The following is a 20,478-nucleotide window of genomic DNA, read 5'->3' on the forward strand; positions in this document are numbered from 1 at the left end:
CATAGCATATTAAATCTCCCCTTCGGTCTCGGCCAATAAGCGGGTAAGGGTTTCTTCCAGGTATTCGCCCTGCAGGGCAATGGTCGGCAATTCGAAAACACGGTGCAGCGGAACCTCCAGCGCGAAGGCGTCGCCGATACGGGCCGACAGGCGAATGGCCGTAAGGCTGTGCCCGCCGAGGTCGATGAACTGATCGTGGCGACCCACCCGCTCCAGATGGAGTACGTCCCGCCAGATGTTGGCGAGCAGTTCCTCGATTTCCCCATCGGGAGCTTCGTAGGCCACGTTCTCCGTAGCGGGTCGACCGCCTAACGCGGCCAGGGCCGAACGGTCGATCTTGCCGGAAGCCGTCAGGGGCATGTCCTGTAGCGGAAGGAAAAGCTGGGGAATGCTGTAGTCGGGAAGGTGGCGCTGCAACCGTTGTCGCAGGGCGTCGGGGGTGAGGTCTTCTCCTCCGGTGTAATAAGCTACGAGCTGGCGGCGATCGTAGTTTTCCCCGGGGTGATGATACCCGATTTCGCCCATGATTTTCTGTACTGCCTCGGTATCTACCTCCTCATTGATCTCTTCCAGGGCGGCGTCGCGCTGCTTGTGCCCGATGCGTACGTCCCAGCTGTAGGGAAAGGCGTAGTTGTTATAGCCCTTTTCTTTTTTGTGGACGTAAATGCCCACCTGGTTGATCAGGCAGTTGGTGGAGCGGCCGGTGTCCGTGGGGCGTACCCAGGGAAGGCGGCGGTCGAGGTAGGCGTACATCTCGTCCAGCGTGGCGTCGGTGTAGCGGTAGAAATCGAGGAAGCGCACCCGCTCGAAGACGTCGTCGGTCTCGAAGGCGGAGGTATCCAGGAGTTTGCGTACGGCGTCGTCCGCACGATGATACATCTTCCGGGCCTCCAGGATGGCGGCGTCGATGCTGCCCTCGGCGTGGCGGTCTTCCCAGAAGAGCTCCTCGGTGAGGCGGGTCTCAAAGAATTGTCCGCGGCTCAGCCCGGTGACGATGTAGGGGATATTCTTCTCCAGCGCCACCTGGGTGCTGAGGGTATAGATCGTTTTGAAGCAACCGTTGCAAACGTTACAGTGGCGGTACAGGCTGTCGACGAAAATTTCGTTCATGGCTGGCGTGCTGCCGAAGTGGACGTCGACGCCCAGATCGGACGCCACCCGCCGCACGTTATCCAGGGCCTGCTCCGAGATGTAGCCGTTATCGAGGGTGAAGGCGAGCGGCTTCAGTCCCAGTTCGACCAACTGGCCCAGGGCGTAGGTACTATCCTTTCCGCCGCTGAGCAGCATGATGCAGTCGTACTCCGTACCGTGCTGGCTGGGCCGCTCGGCGAAGATGGCGCGGAAGTCGTCGAGGGTGCGGAAGTAGGCCTTAGCCTTGGATTCATAGGCTTCGAAGCCCCGGCACAACTGGCACACCCCCTCCTCGTCGAAAGAAGCACTGGGGTAGTTGGCGGGCAGTCCGCAGTTGGTGCAGTAGTGATCGACCGGTGCCTGCGACCAGGCGGTCGGGTCGACTAGCTCCACGGCGGCGGTGGCAATACCCGGCTGGGCGGCTAGCAGGTGCTCTACCTCCTCGAGTTCGATGCGGTAACCGCGCCACTTGGTCTGCCGATCGTTGCGGCCCAGGAATTCCAATTCCCCGCGGTCGTTTCGCCGGGCCCGGTCGCCGGTGCGGTACAGGCGGTCGTCCGATCGATAAGGGTGATCCACGAAGCGGGACGCAGTCAGGTCCGGCCGCCGGTAGTAGCCGTGGGCCAGGCAGCTTCCCCCCAGGTACAATTCGCCGGCCATACCGTCGGGCACCAGCTGCCCCCCCTCGTCGAGTAGAAGGGCTTCGGTATTATCGATCGGTCGCCCGATCGGCACGGCCCCACTCCGGTCATTCGCCGGGGAAAAGCTTTTTTCGATGCAACCGACGGTAGCCTCCGTAGGACCGTATTCGTTAATCAGTTCCGCACCCACCGGAAAGTTTGCCGTCACCTCGCGTGCCAGGTCGGTGGATAGTTGTTCGCCGCCCACGATGAGGGTGGAAATCCGGGCGTGACGGTAATCCCGGCCGCGCAGCAGCGCCAGGTGAGAGGGGGTGAGTTTTACCACGTCGCAGCGGTCGTCGTCCAGTACCCGCAGCACCGCCAGATCGGGCGTACCGGGTGCCGGTTCCGGATACACGATCACCCGGCCACCACACACCAACGGCGTGAACAGCGAGGTTACCGTCAGGTCGAAGCCGACGGTAGTGAACAGCGGGAAGACCGGCGCCGCGGTGGTCACGTAACGGCGGCGGGCGTAGGCGATGTAGTTGGCCAGGGAGGCGTGACCGACCACCACTCCCTTAGGCGTACCCGTGCTCCCGGAAGTGTACATAATATATGCGGGGGCGTCACCTGGTTGGTGGATGCCTACCGTGGGGTCGTGCCGCAGGATGGCCGGCCGGTCCGCATCGAAGAGCACCGTAGGGATCGCAAAGGCTTCTACCCGCGGATAACGCTCCTGGTCGGTGAGGATCAGCGCGCATCCGGTTTCGCCCAGGATGTGCTCCAGTCGGGCGTCGGGACTATCCGTGGGCAGGGGGAGGTAGGCGTGCCCGGCTTTCCAGCAGCCCAGTATGCCGATCAGCAGATCGGCGGAGCGGGGAAGTAAGAGGGCCACGTTCTTTCCGGCCTCGCGGAGCCTGCCCCGGAGGAAAGCGGCCAGCCGGCCGGATTCTTCGTCGAGCTCCCGGTAGGTCAGCTGCCGGTCGGGGCTTTCAATGGCGATGGCGTCCGGCGTCCGGTCGGCTTGAAGTCGGAAGGCAGCCAATACCGAAGCGGGCCTTTCCGCTACGTTTTTCCCTTGCCCGGCGGCCAACAACCTTTGCCGTTCGGCCTTTCCGAGGATGTCGATATTGTCGATCGCCCGGTTCGGATGGCTCGTCATTGCATCGAGCAGGCGGAGGAATTGATCGGCTACCTTATCACGGTCCGCGGCGGGGAAGACGGCCTCGTTCAGGTCGAATTCGAGTGTCAGGCGGCCCGTCGCATCCAGATCATGGACCTGCAAGCGGAGGTGGTGGCCCGGATCGGCGTGGCCGGGAGAGCGCCAGCGGGTACGGCAGCTAATGGTGGGGGATAATGCGCCGAATTCCGCCGTAATGTAATTCAGTACGACGTTAAAGGAGGCGGACAAGCGCGGACGAATTACGCCAGGGCGGGCCGAACGCAGGAAGTCGTTGCCGCTGGTCTTTAGTCGGCCGAGCAAGTCGAGGAAGGTATCGCCGGCGGCCACCGAGCCGTACAGCGGAAGCATTTCGATCAACTGGGCGGGGAGGCGGCGTTCTTCGGCCGTGCCGCGGTTGCCGGCGGGAGTGCCGAATGCGATCGCACGTTCTCCGGAGATTTTGTGGACGTAGGCCGTAAGCAGGGTGCCGAAAATATTGAACAGGGTCATGCCCCGCGTCCAATGGCGAATGCCGTCCCGTTCGGCGAGGGCCAGCAGGGCTTTCGTGCGGTCGGCGTCCAGGGTAAGGGATATGCGCGGTGCGATCGATGTACCCCCGGCATTTCCGCGCCCCAGCAGGCGGGGCGGTACGGGGTCGACGGCTCGGTCCCAGTATTCGGGTAAGGATACGGGTTCGGAGGGTAGCCGCTCGCGGTACGTTTGAAAGGAAGGAAGTTGGTCGGAAGGCGTTGCTCCCGCGCCCCGCTCGCCCGCGTAGATTTCCACCAAGCGCCGGTACTGTACGCTCACGCCCCAGGCGTCCACGATGAGGTGGTGCTGGTTGAGGAAGAAGACGTGGTGGTTTTCGGCGAGTTGCCAGAGGACGGCATCAACGCAAGCCGTGTCCAGGTTGAATAGTTCCTGGCCCCGTGCGGCGATCTCCCCTTCCAGCGCTTCGCGGCTCCCCGGCCAGGGCGTGACGGCCAGCTCAACCAGGGCGGTAGGCAGCACCTCCTGCCGGGGCTCGCCGTCGTGGGTACGAAAGACCGTTCGCATATTGTCGCACTCCGCCGTCAGTGCACCGTAGGCCGCACGAAAGCGATCGATATCTAGCTGGCCCCGCAGTTCGAAGGTGAAGATGCAGTGATACTGCGGCGAATTCGGCGCGAGGTGCTGGCCGGTCCATAGTACGAGCTGGGCGGGGGTGAGGGCGGCGGGACTCATACTTTCTGCACGGCTTGACGTTCGCGGACGTAATCGCTCATCGCACGGACCGTCATGAAGTGATCGATGGTCATCTCCTCGGGCGGAATGCGCACCGAAAAGCTTTTTTCGAGAAAGTCGATGAGGCGAAAAACGGCCATCGAGCCGATCAGCCCGCTGCCGAGCAGGTCGTCGTCGGCCGTCAGGTCGATCCGGTCGTCATCGATGAGTTCGCGTTTGATAAAGGTGAGGATACGTTCTTCCATAATTAGGGCATGCTTTTGGTGATCGCCTCCCGGATGGCGAGGCGATCGATCTTGCCCGCGTCGTTCCGGGGCAGGTTGGGCAGCAGGTCGATGCGGACGGGTACCGCGTGGGGTGGCAATTGATCGCCCATGGCGATGATCCAGGTACGGGGATTGCCCACCCAGTCGGATTCGGCAACCACCAGGGCTTCGATAACTTTTTCGTTATCGCCGATCTCGCGGAGGTACACGGCCGCCTCCCCGACGCCGGGCTGGGCGGCGAGCACGGCCTCCACTTCCTCCAGTTCCACGCGGTGGCCGCGGATTTTCACCTGGCGGTCCTTGCGCCCCATGAACTGCAGCAGGCCGTCCGCGTCGCGGTACACGAGGTCGCCGGTACGGTAAAAGGTTTCCCGGTTGCCGGGGATGCGTTCGCGGTAGTAGAATCCGCGGGCGGTCAGGTCGGCTCGGTTCCAGTAGCCCTTCATCCGGGTGGCACTGCGGACCAGCAGTTCGCCGATCTCCCCTTCCGCTACTTCCCCGTCATCGGGGTCGAGTATCAGGGTCTCCGTATCGTTCCACACGTGGCCCAGTGGTAGGGGATCGTCGGTATCGGGCGCCTCGGCGAGGTGAAAGTAAGTGCATTGGTTCACTTCCGCGGGTCCGTACACGTTGCTTGCCCGGGCGTTCGGGGCGTGTTCCATGAGGGCGCGCAGGTGGCGGGGCGCGAAGACTTCGCCGCCGAAGAGTACCCAGCGCAGGGCGGAGAGGTCGCGCTCGCCAAGGGTGGGGGAACGGAGCATTTGCAGCAGGGCCAGGGGCACGCTGTACCAGATCGTGATGCGCTCCTGTTCGACCAATTGCAGCAGGCTGGTGGGGAATTTGGTGTGGGCGTCCGTGACGATCACCGTCGTAGCCCCCGCCAGCGGCCCGGTGAAGTAGCCGAAGGTGGAAATGTCGTAGTGCAGGGCGCAGTGATTGCCGATCACATCGTCGGGCTGCACGTTATAAAGGTCCCGGCTCAGGCGGGCGTAGGCTAATCCCGAGGTGTGGGTATGCATGATGCCCTTGGGCTCGCCGGTGGAGCCGCTGGTGTACATGACGTAGGCCAGGTCATCGCCCAGGATGCGTAGATCCGGTGCCGTGGCGGGATAGTCAGCGAGCGCATCCCATTCCAGGCTGATTACCCCCTCCACGTCGCCGCCAACGACCCGGTTAACTGGACTAGGCGCGGCGAAAAGAGCAGTAAAATTGCGCCGGAGCGCGGGAGCAACAAATACCACCTTGATACCGCAGTCGTCGATCAACCGACGGGTCCGGGCCACCGGCGCTTCCGGGTCGAGCGGTACGTAGGCCGCACCCGCCTTCAGGATACCGTGCACGGCCGCCGCCCCATCGAGCGACCGCGGTAAGTAGATGCCGATCCGGTCGCCGCGCTGCACCCCCTGCGCCAGAAGCAAATGGGCGAGCCGGTTGGTGCGTTCGGCCAGCTCCGCGTAGGTAATGGCCTGCTTGCCGCAGCGGAAGGCGGTGCGGTCGGGGGACGCGGCAGCGTGCCGGTCGATCGGATGGAAGAGCAGGTAGTGCATCGGGCTACAGGCCGGTAAGTTGAGCAATGATGTTTCGCTGAATATCGGAGGTGCCGGCATAGAGTACCCCGCCCACCGCGTCGCGCAGGTCGCGTTCGGTACCGAAGTCGGTCAGGTAGGCGTTGCCGCCGCCGATGCGGATAGCGTCCAGACTTGACTCGACGAACGCCTCACTTAGGTACAGCTTCAGCATGCTGGATTCGATCATGCTGGGCTGGCCGTTTAGCTTGAGAGAGGCCAGTCGGTACAGCAGTAGCCGGGAAATCTCGATCCGCATCCGCATGTCGGCGATGCGGTTGGATACCGATTGGAATTCCCCCACGGCTTTGCCGAACTGCTTCCGCTTTTTAGCAAATGTTACGGCTTCTTCCAGCTGGCGTTGCATGGTGCCGAGCTTGCCCGACAGGATGCAGCAACGGTCGTACTCCAGCGAATGGTTGCAGATGCTGAAGCCGGCACCTTCCTTACCGATGCGGTTTTCTTCCGGCACGAAGCAATTTTCGAACGTGATCTCCCCGAAGGGGGCGGTACGCAGGCCCATTTTTTTCCGGTTCGGGCTGGCGGTATATCCCGCTGAATCCGCGTCCACGAGAAAAGCGGTGATCCCCCATTTACCCCGTTCCGGAGCGGTGCTGGCGAACACGACGGCCACGTCGGCCACGGGTGCGAGGGTGACGAGGCGTTTGCCGCCGTTCAGCCGGTAGCCACCGTCGAGTTTTTCGGCGGTAGTGGTCAGCGTGAAGATGTCGGACCCACTCTCCGTTTCGGTCAGGGCGTGACAGCCGAAAAGCTGCCCTTTGACCATGCCGGGCAGATATTTCGCCTTTTGGGTTTCGGTGCCGAAGAGGGCAATGGTCGACTGCACCGCCCACATTTGTGCATTGAGGGCCAGGACCAGTCCGGTATCGGGGCAGGCGTAGCCCAGGGCTTCCATCGCCACGACGGAGCGGAATACATCTAATTCGTCCTGCTGTCCGCCGTACGCCGCGGGGGCCGCCAGCCCCTGGATGCCGAAGTCGGCGCACTTTTGCCAGCCTTCACGCCAGAAGGTGCCCTCGGCGTCGCGGGTAATGACGTCGTCCTGGAGCTCCCGACGGGCAAAGTCAATGACCGTTTCCCGGTAATCGAGGTAGGCTTGGGGTAGGGTAAAATTGACGGGTGGTTCGTGGCGGTAGTTCATGTGCGGGCGGTTGCAGTGGTGCGCACGGGGATCGCTTCGGCTTCGGCACTGAGGAAGTGGTACGGATTCGTGGCGTCCCCGCTCATATTTTCGATCTCGAGGTATTCGCCCAGGCTCAGTTCGGCGGCCATTTCGGCGAAGAGGCGCAGGACAACCTGGTCCTGCAACGACCAACCCGTAGAGTCGTATACCGTCAATTCCTCCCGCAAATGGTGGTACGCCACGGGGTTCTTGCACACGGCTACGATGTCGTCGCCGATGTATCGATCCTCCAGGCGCTGGCATTCGCCCTCTAGTACGGCCTGGGGCCGGAAGTCCGGACAAACGAAGGCGTGTTGCAGCAGACTCAGCGGGAGTTCGGTCTTGCCGGGGAAGTCGGATCCGATGGCGTTCACGTGCAGGTGGGGGCGGTGGGGGAGAACGTCGAAGAGGGGACCTGCTCCCACGTCGATAGAGGTAGCCGTCAGGAGGATGTCGGCCGACTTGAGGATGTCAGGCAGGGTGGAAAGCTCAATATCCGCGACGGTGTCGAAGTGCCGGCAGCGATCGGCCAGGCTGCCACTTGCCTGGCCGTCGACGTCGTAGATCAGGATCCGGTCGAAGGCGTAGTACAGCGACAGCGCGTGTACGTGGGCTACGGCCTGTGCTCCGCAGCCGATCAGTCCCAGGGTGCGGCTGTCGGGATTAGCAAACTGCCGGGTGGCGATGACCGAAGCGGCCGCCGTGCGCATGGCCGTTGGCAGCACGCCGTCCATGATGCAACTCAGGTGACCGGTGGCCGTGTCGTAGGCCGAAATGGTGGATACGATGGTGGGCAGTCCGTAGACCTCCGGGTTTTTCGGGTGGTAGCCGACGACCTTGATGGTGACGTCGCGTCCGCGCTCGTGGATCGGCATCCATTCGACCAATCCGGGGTGGGGAGTATCGTAGTGAAAACCGCTCCTGGTCGGGGTGACCGTACGCTCGGCATCGTGGGCCATCATGGTCTTTTCGAGGCGGCTTACCAGCCGGCGCATGACGCTATCCAGCCCAAAGTGGGCCAGGGTCTGTTCGACCACCCGACGGGTGAGCACGAGGGTAGTGGGGGCGGGGTGCATATTGGATAGTGTCGTTCAAAGGGTGAGGAAGCGAGCGGTGGCACCAAAAGATGCCGAAAACCATTTCTCCGACGCGGCTATTTCGTGACGGAGTAGCCGCATAACGGCATGAAAGTTAGTTGGTTTAACTTGCAAATCTGAAATTGTAGGAGAGAAATCCTCCCGGACTTTCGTCCGGGGGCATCCCCTTAGCCCGATTCTTCGTATTTCAACCTCACCCCACACACTATGCATACCACCGCCTTATTTTCGATCCGGCTATTGCCCGGAAATAAATTGGTCAAATGGGCCTGGTTGGTCATCGTTTGCCTGTTTTTTGTTCCCCCGCGCGCCGACGCCCACGTGGCGAACCAGAGTTACGTTTATTTTCGGATCCTGCAGGACTCCATCCACGGGTCGGTACAACTGACCGTAGCGGACGTTAACAAGGCCCTGGATCTGGGGCTGGTCAACGGCATGACCGAAGCGGAGCTCCGTCCCTATATGCCAGCCCTGCAGGACTACCTACGAGAGCGACTGGAAATCAGTTCTGTCCTGGGAGCGCATCCCATCACTTTTACCGATGAAATCATCACCCTCGAGCTGCGGAATGGCTACGTCGTCGGCAACGGCTTTACCCTGGGCAATACCCCCTCCGTACCCGATGCCCTCAACGTACGTTTCAATCCAATCTACGACGTAGACCCGACCCACCGCACCTTCGCCCTCATCGAGTACAACTGGAAGGCGGGCATTCACGACAACGAGTCGATGATCAGCCTGCGATTCGCACCGGGGGACGATGGTCCCAAAGTGCTCGACCTCAGCGATGTCTCCATCTGGAAGGGGGTGTGGGCCATGATCGTGAGCGGCATGTACCACATCTACATCGGCCTGGATCATATCCTCTTCCTCATCGCGCTGCTCCTGCCGGCCGTGGTGCACCGCACGGAGGGTGGGGGATGGCGGCCCGTGGAGCGGTTCCGGCCGGCTTTCCTGTACGTGCTCAAGATCGTCACCTTCTTCACCATCGCCCACACGATCACCCTGAGCCTGGCCGCCCTCGGCCTCGTTAGCCTGCCCGGCTACCTGGTGGAATCGCTCATCGCCCTCTCCATCGCCCTCGCAGCGGCCCATAATCTTCGCCCGCTGTTTCAGAACGACGGCATGATCATCGCCTTCGTTTTCGGCCTCTTCCACGGTTTTGGCTTCGCCAGCGTACTCGGCGAAGTAGGGTTGCGCGGAGAATTTATGACCTGGTCGTTGCTGGGCTTCAACGTGGGGGTCGAGTTGGCGCAGGTACTGATTATCTGTCTCGTGTTTCCGCTGCTCTTTTTCCTGCGCAGGACCTGGCTCTACCGTTACCTGTTGTACGGTGGGTCGATCGGCCTAATCGTCATCGCGATGTACTGGTTTGTCGAGCGGTTTTTTGAAGTTAACATTCCCGTCTACTGGATCGTGGAAGGGGTAAAAGGAATTTTCCAGTAGCCCTATGAGCAAATCGTCCTTATTAAGTAAATGGCTGAACCGGAAAAAGACCTCCGTTGATCCGCCACCCGAATCTGCCGCCCTTACCGGCGATTACCCCGCCTCGGCCGGGCAACAGCGGCTGTGGGTACTTTCCGAGCTAGCCCCGGATAACCCGTTCTATCATTACGCCGAACAGTACCGTATCCGTGGAGCGGTGGACGTGGCCATGCTGCAACGGTCCTTTACGATTGTTTTCGCCCGGCACGAAATTTTGCGGACCACTTTCTACGGCACGGAGTCCGGGGTTCGCCAGCGCGTAACCCCCGGCCCCGGTTTCAGCTGGGAGTACCACCCCGCACCGCTGGCGGAAGCGGAAATCCTCGCCCGGGCCAAACGTCCCTTCGATCTTCGCAACGGACCGCTGACGCGTATTCGGTTGGTTCGCCTGGATGCCGACGATCATCTACTGATGGTAAGCCAGCACCACATCATTACGGACAAACAGTCGATGCGGATTCTCTGCGAGGAAGTTGCTGCGGCCTACACGGCCCTGCGGCGGGGTGAGCCGGTTGACGGTACGCCAATCCCGCAGCAGTACGGGCAATTCGCCAGTCGGCAGTTGGGGGAAGTATCCGACACCTCCTTGCGTTACTGGCAGCGCCAACTCGCGGACGCGCCCGCCATGCTGGATCTGCCTACCGATTATACCCGTCCCGCTCAGCAATCCTACCGCGGCCAGTACGCGGAAGCATCCCTTAGCGCGGCGGTGACCAGAGCGATCCGCGAGCGTAGTCGGGAGGCGTCGGTTACGCCTTATGTCTACCTCTTGTCCGCTTACCTGGTCTTGCTCTATCGCTATTCCGGTCAGGCCGATCTGCTGGTCGGCACGCCGGTTTCCAACCGCGATTCAGTGGAGCAGGAGCGGCTGATCGGTTTTTTCAACGAGACACTGGTTGTTCGAAATGTCCTTCGCCCCGACATGCCGTTTTCCCATTTGGTGGCGGAAGTGCAAAAGACCGTACTGGAGGCCTTCGCCCACAAAAAGGTAGCCTTTGACGCCGTAGTGAAGGCCCTGAATCCGGAGCGCCGGGCGGGTGCCAATCCCCTGTTTCAGTCCATGTTCATCCTGCACAAGGTGCCCGAACCAATGGAGCTGGAGCCGGGCGTGCAGTTGGAAAGCCGCTCCCTCGACCTCGGGGTCACGAAGTTCGACCTGACGCTCTACGTAGCCGATCAGGCGGAATGCTTCACCTACATTTTCGAATACGCCACCGACCTGTTTACCGCCGAACGGATCGAGCGGATGCTCGGCCACTTCGCCCGGATCGTACAGCAGGTCGGGAAGAGCCCGAGCGTCCCCGTCGGTACCATTCAACTGCTGACCGCGGCGGAATGGCCGGCGGCCCCGGAGCCTGCACTACCTACGCCGGATTTGGTGGACCGGCAAATCCTCGATATCGCCGCCCGGCATCCGGAGCGGGTGGCTGTAAGTGGTGGCGGTCAGGCGCTCACGTATGCTGACTTAAGCGACCGGTCCTTCGCCCTCGCCCGGCACCTTCACCGTCGGGGCGTCCGGTCGGGTGACATCGTCGGCTTACAGGTTGACCGGAGTGTATACGCGATCGTTGGAATCCTGGGTATCCTCCGGGCCGGTGCCGCTTATCTGCCGCTGGATCCGGCTTATCCCGAAGCACGGCGCCGCTTTATGATTTCGGATAGCGGCGCAAGTCTTATCGTGACCGGGGCGGACATCGCCGATCTCGACCTGACTGATACCGGACCATTGCCGACGGTCGATCGTGATGCGGACGAGCCTGCTTACCTCATTTACACTTCTGGCAGCTCCGGTCAGCCGAAGGGAATCCAGGTCAGTCACCGGAACCTGGCGTACAGCAACGCCGCGCGGTGGGAAGTGTACGGCGGAGCGCCGCAGGCGTTCCTGTTGTTGTCCTCTTTCTCCTTTGATAGCTCGGTAGCGGGAATTTTCTGGACGTTGTGCGGCGGCGGTAAGCTGGTCATTTCCGGGGAACGGTCCGAGCAGGATCCGATGGCCCTTGGTAATTTGATCCGCCGGGAGTCCGTCAGTCATACGCTGTTGTTGCCCACCCTGTACCGGCAATTGCTGGAGTTTGCCGAACCGCGGCAGCTGGGATCCTTATCAACCGTCATCGTCGCGGGGGAAGCCTGTACCCCGGCTACCGTAGCCCGGCACTTTGAGCGGTTGCCCGCCGCCTCGTTGTACAATGAATACGGTCCGACGGAAGCTACCGTCTGGGCGACCGTCCACCGGATCCGGGCCGGGGCGAACGAAGGCCCCGTTCCCATCGGGGAGGCGATCCCCCACTACCAGGTTTACCTCATTGACGGGAACGGTCAACTCGTCCCGGAAGGCGTCGTCGGCGAGATCGTCATCGGTGGCGCAGGATTGACCGCCGGCTACTGGAACCGACCGGAGCTGACCGCGGAACGGTTCACGACGCTATCCTTGCCGGATGGCCGTTGCCCGCGGGTGTACCGGACCGGGGACCTCGGCCAACAACGGCAAGACGGGGCAATCATGTATCTCGGACGGCAAGACCGGCAGGTGAAGATCCGGGGGTACCGGGTGGAGTTGGGGGAAGTGGGCAGGCAACTGCTGGAGCACCCCGCCGTGCGTGAGGCCGAGGTGGTGGTGAGCCCGGCGGGGAGCCAATTGATCGCCTACGTAGTGGGGAGCGAGGCAATCGATACCGACGCGTTGACCGATTGGCTCCGGGACCGCACGCCAGCCCATCAGTTGCCCTCCCGCCTTGAGGTAATGGATGCGCTTCCCCGCCTGCCCAACGGAAAGGTAGACGTGCGTAAATTGGCGGAAACGGCGCCCGATCGCAACGAGCCGGTCACCGAAGGCCAAACGCCGCCGGCGAACGACACCGAAGCAGCCCTGCTCGGCATCTGGCGCGAAGTACTCGGCCAGGAACGTATCGGCGTGACCGATAACTTCTTCTCCCTGGGCGGCGATTCGATCCTGAGTATCCGCATCCTGTCGCGGGCCCGGCAGGCGGGCATCGAATTGCCCGCCACCGCCATCTTCGACCGGCAGACCATCCGGGAGCTTGCCACCGTAGCTATCCAGGCGGAACGGGCTATGGACGCCGACCGTGATTACTCCGGCCCGGTGCCGCTGACGCCCATCCAGCATTGGTTTTTCGCCGAGCACCGCAGCGCCCCCCACCATTGGAACCATGGCTGGTGGATCGAACCCGTGGAGGAAACCGCCATCGATCGCATCCGCGAAGCCGTCGGGCAACTGTACGACCGCCACGATGCCCTGCGGCAGCAGTTTTTCCGCAGCCCAACGGGCGAGTGGACGGCCCGCACTGCTCCGGCCGGAGTCACGGTACCCTTCGAGCGCCGTCGGGTCGGCGAGCCGGATTTGGCGGACGCACTCCACCGCTTTCAGGACGGGATCGACCTCGACCGGGATCCCCTTTTCCGCGTCATCGTTTTCGAGGGCGCCGATGCTTTCCGGGTACTGGTATGGGCCCACCACCTGGTGGTCGACATGGTGTCGTGGGACGTGATTCTGCCAAGCCTCACCGGGCAGCGGGACGCAGGAGGGACCCCTTACCATTACTGGGCCGATCAACTGACTACCTGGGCGAGAACGGGGAAATTCGAGGGGGAGCGGGGCTTTTGGGAAAGCCAGCAAGGGGGGGCGATCCGTACCGATCTTTCCGGACAATTGCCGGTGCGGCAATCCAGCGTGGAGACCGTGGAGGCCCGTGTATCCGCATCCGTTACCGCCGCCTTACTCCAAAACGCCAACGATGCCTACGGTACCCGGCCGGAAGAACTGCTGATGACGGCGATGCTACGCGTCACCCGCCCCTGGTTCGACGGCCCGGATCAGTGCATCAACCTCGAGCGACACGGCCGGGAGCCCCTCGACGGCGGCCTGGCGGTGGGAGAAACCCTTGGCTGGTTCACGACCGCCTACCCTTTGACGTACCGGCTGTCTGGCACCGACATCGGAAAGGACATCGTCGCCGTAAAGGAAACCTTCCGCGCCGTTCCCAGCCAGGGCATCGGCTACGGGGTCCTGCGCTACCTGGCCGGGTACGAGGAACTGCGGCAGCAGCCCGCCTTGTACTTCAATTACCTCGGGCAGGCCGGTTTGGGAAAGCCGCACGGTACCCCGCCGCCCCGCTTCGTGGCGGAGGGGCTCCGTTCCCCGCGGGGGGAGGTCAACCGGGTTTGGGAAATTAACGCCCGGGTAGAGGACGGTGAGCTAGTCTTCACCTGGTCATTTAGCCACGCCCTGCACCACCGTGCCACAGTCGTTGCGCTATGTAATGAGCTGGCAAAGGCGGTGGAAACCATCGTTCAATACTGTCAATCCCGCGAACAGCAGCAATTCACCCCCTCCGATTTTCCGGAAGCCTCGCTCAGCCAGGACGATCTGGAAGGATTGCTCGGCCAATTAGATGTAGAATGACTTCCCAAGCCAATAAAAAGATCGAGGCGGTCTACCCCCTCAACGAGCTGCAACGGGCGTTGCTGTTTCACCATCGGGCCGATCCTACTCACGACGAGGGGCTCATCCAGGTGCATTTTCGATTGACGGGGCTACTTGATCGCCGTCGTTTCCTAGAGGCCTGGCAACAAACCTTTCGGCGGCACCCCGTACTCCGGGCCTCGGTGCACTGGGAGAATATTTCCCAGCCGGTGTGGGTCATTCACCCGGCGGCGGCCCCAGATATTCAGTGGTTGGAGGGCGCCGGGGCGCAGGAGCGGAGCCCGTCCGATCAATGGCAGGCCTTCCTGGCAGCCGACCGGAATACCCCGCTGGAACTCTCCAAATCCCCCGCTTGCCGCCTTACCGGTCTGTCAGTCGACGGGGATACCCATTATTTCGCCTGGACGAGCCATCACCTCCTGCTGGATGGATGGTCGGCCGAAGTCGTCCTGCGGGATGTCCTCCGTTTTTACGCCGGCGAGGATCTGGCGGGAGCACCGATACCTTCCCACAAAGACTATTTGCGGTGGAAGCAACAGCAACGACCCGAAGAAGCTACTGCTTTTTGGCGGCAGCAATTGGACCGCCACCGGGGGCCGACACTGTTCCCGGCGGCACGGGGTTCGCAGGTTGAGGTCCGGGCGGTCGTTACCGGTGCCCTGAAAGCCGGGGTGGAGCGGTACGCGCGGGCCAGGGGATTGAGTCTGAATACGGTCGTGCAGGGAGTATGGGCCTGTCTGCTCGGGCGGTACTTCGGTACGCCGACGGTGAGCTTCGGTACAACGGTCAGCGGTCGCCCGCCCGAAATGCCCGGATTCGAGACGGTCGCCGGGATGTACGTACATGTGCTCCCCAAAATCGTCGACCTCGAACCCGCCGGTGATTTTTTGCAGGAGATTCAGCTCGTGAACGGCCGGAGCCAGCCGTACAGCTACCTCACCGAGGAGGAATTATACGACGATACGGTTTCACCACCCTTTAACAACCTCCTGACGGTCCAAAATTTCCCGTGGAAGGCGCTTTCCGGTGGCGGCCTCCGCGTGACGGATTACCACGGCGACATGACCTCTACCTATCCGCTTAGCTGCGTGGTCGTGCTGCGCGACGAGTGGACCATCGTGCTGCGGCACCTTACCGATAGCGTCACGCAGCGGCAGGCGGAATGGTTTCTGAACGGATTCCGGCAATTGCTGGAACGGCTCACGGCTCTTGCGGATGGAGCGACCTTTACCGTGGCAATGTCGCGGGAAGACCTCGGGCCGCCACCCCGGGGGGGGGCGCGACCTGGGGTGGCGGCCTACGTTCCACCCGCCAACCGGACCCAGGTAGAGCTGGTCCGGATCTGGTCCGGGTTACTGCCGGTGGACCGCATCGGCATCGACGACGATTTTTTCGATTTGGGAGGGACGTCTTTTCTAGCCCTACGGCTTTTCAACCGCATCGAGCAGCACTTTGGCCGTCGCATATCACCGAGCATCTTACTGCACCACCGCAGCGTACGCAGGCTGGCCGAGCGGGTGAGCGATACCGGGGAAGCGGACGGGTGGAACAACCTCGTGCCGATCCGGGTGGCGGGGCAGTTGCCTCCACTCTTTTGTTTTCACGCGGGGGAGGGGAACGTGCTGATGTACCAGGAACTACTGGCGCACCTGCACCCCGACCGACCGGTGTACGCCTTGCAGCCCAACGGAATAGACGGTGCATCCGAATTGGACGGAAGCATCGAAACGATGGCGGCTCACTACCTGGCCGAAATCGATCAACTGGGCGCTCCCGACCCCCTGAATTTGGTGGCTTACTGTTACAGCGGTGCCATCTGCCTGGAGATCGGTCGCCTGCTCTTAGCCTCCGGGCGACCGGCTCCCCGCATCGTGGGTACGGATATCGATCCGCCCGGTTACGCCCCGGCGGAGTCGGGGGGGCGGACAAAGCGGCGGCGGGGATCGCTCCGCTGGTACTGGGGCCATCTGCGGCTCGGGCTTTGGGATACGGCCTTCGAGCAATTCGCCGGCGATGTGCTCCCCGATGCCTGGCTAGGGGAGGAACTGCGGCTGCGGCTACGGGCCCGGCGGTTGAAGATGGGGCTTATCGATGCCTACGACCGCTACGCCTGGCCGGATTACGCCGGGGAAGTATTGCTCTTGCGCAGCCGCGATCTGCGGCGGTGGAAAACCCACGACCACGTCGTGAATGCCTGGCAACGGGTAACGGGCGGCCGCCTGAAGCTGGGCGATATCGACAGCGGGCACGAAGACATGTACCGGGCACCCGCCGTGGAGGAAGTGGCCAGCAAGATCGAGGCATATGTCACATCCGGTCGGTCATGATCTACCTGGCCAGCCACTGCAACGATACGGAGCTGGCCGTCGATGCCTGGGCGGAAGCGGTCGCATGGCTGCCGGCCCGGGTCCGGGAAGGGCTCAGCGGGTACTGGCGCTGGCAGGATCGCCAGGCCGGTCTCTACGGTAAACTACTGTTGCGCCGGGTGGGGCAGGCGGCCACGGGCCGGGTGCCGGACCTAAGTCAGCTCCGTACCGATACCTACCAACGGCCATCCCTGGCCGATATGCCCGATTTCGATTTCAATATTTCCCATACTGCGGGCCTGGTGGTATGCGGTGGAGCCACTGGGATGGGCAGGCTGGGCGTCGACGTAGAACGAATCGGAGCGGTGGACATCACGGAATTCCGGCGGGTGTTCACCGAAGGGGAATACGCTTACCTCTCCGGGCTGGATGAACCCGCCGCCGAATTCTTCCGGCTGTGGACCCGTAAAGAGGCGGTGATGAAGGCCGACGGGCGGGGTTTTTATCTGGATCCCAGCGGGATCGACTGCCTCTCGGAGCGGGTGTCCGTCGGTGGGGTGGGGTACGGAGTGATGCCCCTCGACTTGGGTAACGCTTACGCCGCCCACGTGGCCGCCAGGTCGGTGGAAGCGGTGTGCATGTTGGGGTAGGCCGGCGGGGTTCCGTCGGGTTTTGCACCCGCGCTCCGGCGCAAAAACCACCGTCCGGGGGCACATGCTGCCGGCAAACCTTATTTTGCGGGCCACAAACTTCGATTTTGCGTACCCTGACCCTGTTGTTGCTGCTGTTTTGTGTCCTCTTCCTGGCCGGCTGCCGGGCGGGCAACTGCGGCTGCCCGATGTATTAGTGGGCCAATCCTGCTACATTTGTCGACTTTTCGCGGGATTGGCGTGTTCACCCAGTAAGCAAAAGAAGAAGTCGAATCTAAAAATTACAGCTGACTATGGCATTTGATATTGATCTGATCAAGAAAGTGTATGATGACCTGCCCGGAAAAATCGCCGAGGCGCGCGAAAAACTGGGCAAGCCGCTAACGCTGACCGAGAAGATCCTGTATACGCACCTACACCCCGAGAGCCCCCTGCAACAGTACAACCGCGGTAAGGATTACGTCTTCTTCCAGCCCGACCGCGTCGCCATGCAGGATGCTACCGCCCAGATGGCGCTGCTGCAGTTCATGATGGCCGGCCGCGACAAGGTAGCCGTTCCCTCCACCGTCCACTGCGATCACCTGATCCTGGCCGAGGAGGGCGCCACCGAAGATTTGGCTCGCGCCAATGATGAAAATAAGGAGGTTTACGACTTCCTCTCCACCGTTTCGGATAAGTACGGGATCGGTTTTTGGAAGCCGGGCGCCGGCATCATTCACCAAATCGTACTGGAGAACTACGCCTTCCCCGGCGGTATGATGATCGGTACCGATAGCCACACGCCCAACGCCGGCGGCCTGGGAATGGTCGCCATCGGGGTCGGTGGTGCCGACGCCGTCGACGTGATGGCCGGTATGCCCTGGGAACTGAAAATGCCCAAGGTCATCGGGGTGAAGCTGACCGGAAAGTTGAGCGGCTGGACCAGCTCCAAGGACGTTATCCTCAAGGTGGCCGGTATTCTGACCGTAAAGGGCGGTACCGGAGCCATCGTCGAGTACTTCGGCGAAGGTGCCCGAAACCTCAGCTGTACCGGTAAGGGAACCATCTGCAACATGGGCGCCGAGATCGGTGCTACGACCAGTACCTTCGGCTACGACGAGTCGATGAGCCGCTACCTGCGCGCCACCGACCGGACCGAAGTGGCCGAGCTGGCCGACCAGGTGGCCGAGCACCTGACCGGCGACGCTGCATGCTACGCGAACCCCGAGCAGTACTTTGACCGCGTCATCGAGATCGACCTGAGCACCCTCGAGCCGCACATCAACGGTCCTTACACCCCGGACCGTGCCTTCCCGATCAGCGAGTTCGCCGCCGCGGTGGACAAGTTCGAGTTCCCCCCCGTACTGGAAGTGGGCCTGATCGGCAGCTGTACCAACTCCAGCTATGAGGACCTGGACCGCGCCGCCAGCCTCGCGCGCCAGGCGAAGCAGAAGGGCCTGAAAGTGAAGAGTGAATTTACCGTCACCCCCGGCTCGGAGCAGATCCGGTTTACCGTGGACCGCGACGGGCAGCTGAAGGAATTTGAAGACATCGGCGGCGTCGTGCTGGCCAATGCCTGCGGGCCCTGTATCGGCCAGTGGGCCCGGCACACCGATGACCCCAACCGCGCCAACTCCATCCTTACCAGCTTCAACCGTAACTTCGCCAAGCGGAACGACGGCAACCCGCAGACGCGCGGTTTCGTCGCCAGCCCCGAAATCGTGACGGCCATGGCCATCAGCGGTAGCATGAAGTTCAACCCCCTCACCGACACCCTCATCAACGAGCGCGGCGAGGAGGTAATGCTCGACCCGCCTACCGGTGTGGAACTGCCCCCGAACGGATTCGCCGTAGAGGACGCCGGCTACCAGGACCCCGCCGAAGACGGTAGCGGGATCGAGGTGGTGGTCGATCCCAAAAGCGACCGCCTGCAGTTGCTGGACCCCTTTAAGCCCATACGTCCCGAACAGGTGAGCGACATGCGCGTGCTGATCAAGGCCAAGGGAAAGTGTACCACCGACCACATTTCGATGGCCGGCCCGTGGCTGACCTACCGTGGCCACTTGGAGAATATCTCTCAGAACTGCCTCATCGGCGCTATCAACGCCTACAACGACAAGACCAACTCGGTGATCAACTACGTCACCAACGAGTACATGGCCGTGCCGGACAGTGCGCTGACCTACCGCGATAACCAGATCGGCCAGATCGTCGTGGGGGAAGAGAATTACGGGGAAGGATCGAGCCGCGAGCACGCCGCCATGGAGCCCCGCTGGCTAGGGGTGCATGCCGTGCTGGTAAAGAGCTTCGCGCGGATCCACGAGACGAACCTGAAGAAGCAGGGCATGCTGGCCCTGACCTTCGTCAATGCCGATGATTACGATAAAATCCGCCAGGACGATAAAGTGACCATTTCGGACTTCGCCTCCATGGCACCGGACCGTAACCTCACTGTCGTACTGGATCACGCCGACGGCACCCAGGAAAGCTTTGAGGTTGCCCACACGTACAACCAAGCTCAGATCGGCTGGGTCACCGCGGGTAGCGCCCTGAACAAGATCCGGGAGGAGCTTACCGCTTAGAATATTATCCGGGCCCCCAACGTTTGCAAACAATGCGTTGGGGGCTCTGTTTTTTATGTGTTGCAACTCCGCTTAAACGGAGCTGTAGGGTAGGTTTGAGAAGCGTAGTAAACACATGGACAAACGTCACTGAATCCTGCTTCGGTAATACCGTTGGGTTTAAAGCTGTTTGCATGTCCAAAATTTTGCCATTCCTCCTTTTTTCGCTTGTTTTGGTGTATCCATCCTGTGAGAAAGACAAGGAAATCATTACGGAGTCCGACATCCTGGGTACCTGGATCGTCACGGAATTCGATAATACCTACCAGCTTTCCGGCACCTTTGCCGGGGAATCGGTCACCGAGCGGGGGGAAAGCCGCATTAGCGACAGTGATCTGCAAATGATCTTTCTCGACAACGGGCGGTGGCAGTCGACCGGCAATTTCACGGCAACGATCACTACGGGTACGGAAAGACAGGTCAGGGAGGTACCGGGTATCGGGTCCGGTACCTGGTCGTTCAGCCGGGATACCCTCTACGTCGTAGGCCTGCGTTCGTACAACGAAACCGGATACTTCGCGTCACCGCAACCCCTGGTACTTGAATCCTTTGAGAAGGGGCTGACGCTGGATTTCAAAACATACCTGGACGCTACCGAATCGGAAGAGGCTTTCGGTATCGATATCCGCACCCAGGCGAACTACGATCTGCTACTGGTACGGTAAACCCGTTAAATCGTAGGCGGGAAATGCTAATATAATAGCAACGGAAGTTGGGAAATGGCGAGTACTGAATAACTTGACCA

The 20,478-nt window shown here is 61.7% G+C and carries 11 protein-coding genes; 6 read left to right on the forward strand and 5 right to left on the reverse strand.

The genetic code is table 11. From position 1 onward, the window contains the following. Nucleotides 1-9: 9 nt before the first annotated feature. From CLV84_RS10575 to CLV84_RS10595, 5 genes are read right to left on the reverse strand one after another with little or no spacing between them, the layout of a single operon-like run. Nucleotides 10-4,140 carry a non-ribosomal peptide synthetase gene (locus tag CLV84_RS10575; RefSeq protein WP_104419765.1) on the reverse strand — a complete coding sequence of 1,377 codons (4,131 nt, stop codon included), beginning with the start codon at nt 4,138-4,140 and terminating at the stop codon, nt 10-12. Further along, nucleotides 4,137-4,385 carry an acyl carrier protein gene (locus tag CLV84_RS10580; protein ID WP_104419766.1) on the reverse strand — a complete coding sequence of 83 codons (249 nt, stop codon included), beginning with the start codon at nt 4,383-4,385 and terminating at the stop codon, nt 4,137-4,139. Before CLV84_RS10580 ends, CLV84_RS10575 begins: the two co-directional genes overlap by 4 nt. Nucleotides 4,386-4,387: 2 nt before the next feature. Continuing rightward, nucleotides 4,388-6,013 carry an amino acid adenylation domain-containing protein gene (locus CLV84_RS10585; RefSeq protein WP_104419767.1) on the reverse strand — a complete coding sequence of 542 codons (1,626 nt, stop codon included), beginning with the start codon at nt 6,011-6,013 and terminating at the stop codon, nt 4,388-4,390. Continuing rightward, nucleotides 5,958-7,133 (reverse strand): acyl-CoA dehydrogenase family protein, encoded by a 1,176-nt coding sequence (locus CLV84_RS10590; protein ID WP_104419768.1) that lies wholly within the window; start codon nt 7,131-7,133, stop codon nt 5,958-5,960. The genes CLV84_RS10585 and CLV84_RS10590 overlap by 56 nt, the downstream gene beginning before the upstream one ends. Further along, nucleotides 7,130-8,230, reverse strand: coding sequence for an ornithine cyclodeaminase family protein (locus tag CLV84_RS10595; RefSeq protein WP_104419769.1), 1,101 nt, complete (start codon nt 8,228-8,230; stop codon nt 7,130-7,132). Before CLV84_RS10595 ends, CLV84_RS10590 begins: the two co-directional genes overlap by 4 nt. Nucleotides 8,231-8,458: 228 nt before the next feature. Here CLV84_RS10595 and CLV84_RS10600 point away from each other — a divergent pair, with 228 nt between their 5' ends. The 6 genes from CLV84_RS10600 (at nt 8,459) to CLV84_RS10625 (ending at nt 20,398) form a co-directional block, all read left to right on the forward strand. Then, a complete protein-coding gene (locus CLV84_RS10600; protein WP_104419770.1) occupies nt 8,459-9,697 on the forward strand; it encodes a HupE/UreJ family protein in 1,239 nt (412 codons plus the stop codon). A 4-nt stretch (nt 9,698-9,701) separates the two neighbouring features. After that, nucleotides 9,702-14,156, forward strand: a complete 4,455-nt coding sequence (locus CLV84_RS10605) for a non-ribosomal peptide synthetase (RefSeq protein WP_104419771.1) — start codon at nt 9,702-9,704, stop codon at nt 14,154-14,156. After that, nucleotides 14,153-16,504 carry a condensation domain-containing protein gene (locus CLV84_RS10610; protein ID WP_104419772.1) on the forward strand — a complete coding sequence of 784 codons (2,352 nt, stop codon included), beginning with the start codon at nt 14,153-14,155 and terminating at the stop codon, nt 16,502-16,504. Before CLV84_RS10605 ends, CLV84_RS10610 begins: the two co-directional genes overlap by 4 nt. Beyond that, nucleotides 16,501-17,133, forward strand: a complete 633-nt coding sequence (locus CLV84_RS10615; protein ID WP_104419773.1) for a 4'-phosphopantetheinyl transferase family protein — start codon at nt 16,501-16,503, stop codon at nt 17,131-17,133. The genes CLV84_RS10610 and CLV84_RS10615 overlap by 4 nt, the downstream gene beginning before the upstream one ends. Nucleotides 17,134-17,426: 293 nt before the next feature. Next, the gene (locus CLV84_RS10620; RefSeq protein ID WP_104419774.1) at nt 17,427-19,694 is read left to right on the forward strand and encodes an aconitate hydratase; all 2,268 of its coding nucleotides are present in this window, start codon (nt 17,427-17,429) and stop codon (nt 19,692-19,694) included. A 173-nt stretch (nt 19,695-19,867) separates the two neighbouring features. Beyond that, nucleotides 19,868-20,398, forward strand: coding sequence for a hypothetical protein (locus CLV84_RS10625; protein WP_104419775.1), 531 nt, complete (start codon nt 19,868-19,870; stop codon nt 20,396-20,398). Nucleotides 20,399-20,478 lie beyond the last annotated feature (80 nt).

This window comes from Neolewinella xylanilytica, from assembly GCF_002934605.1.
GTDB lineage: Bacteria > Bacteroidota > Bacteroidia > Chitinophagales > Saprospiraceae > Neolewinella > Neolewinella xylanilytica.

Excerpts from the sequence above, each read along its gene's own strand:
- CLV84_RS10580 (WP_104419766.1), bottom strand. The coding sequence starts at position 4,385 with ATGGAAGAACGTATCCTCACCTTTATCAAACGCGAACTCATCGATGAC.
- CLV84_RS10620 (WP_104419774.1), top strand. The coding sequence starts at position 17,427 with ATGGCATTTGATATTGATCTGATCAAGAAAGTGTATGATGACCTGCCC.
- CLV84_RS10615 (WP_104419773.1), top strand. The coding sequence starts at position 16,501 with ATGATCTACCTGGCCAGCCACTGCAACGATACGGAGCTGGCCGTCGAT.
- CLV84_RS10605 (WP_104419771.1), top strand. The coding sequence starts at position 9,702 with ATGAGCAAATCGTCCTTATTAAGTAAATGGCTGAACCGGAAAAAGACC.
- CLV84_RS10595 (WP_104419769.1), bottom strand. The coding sequence starts at position 8,230 with ATGCACCCCGCCCCCACTACCCTCGTGCTCACCCGTCGGGTGGTCGAA.
- CLV84_RS10575 (WP_104419765.1), bottom strand. The coding sequence starts at position 4,140 with ATGAGTCCCGCCGCCCTCACCCCCGCCCAGCTCGTACTATGGACCGGC.
- CLV84_RS10610 (WP_104419772.1), top strand. The coding sequence starts at position 14,153 with ATGACTTCCCAAGCCAATAAAAAGATCGAGGCGGTCTACCCCCTCAAC.
- CLV84_RS10590 (WP_104419768.1), bottom strand. The coding sequence starts at position 7,133 with ATGAACTACCGCCACGAACCACCCGTCAATTTTACCCTACCCCAAGCC.
- CLV84_RS10600 (WP_104419770.1), top strand. The coding sequence starts at position 8,459 with ATGCATACCACCGCCTTATTTTCGATCCGGCTATTGCCCGGAAATAAA.
- CLV84_RS10585 (WP_104419767.1), bottom strand. The coding sequence starts at position 6,013 with ATGCCGGCACCTCCGATATTCAGCGAAACATCATTGCTCAACTTACCG.
- CLV84_RS10625 (WP_104419775.1), top strand. The coding sequence starts at position 19,868 with ATGTCCAAAATTTTGCCATTCCTCCTTTTTTCGCTTGTTTTGGTGTAT.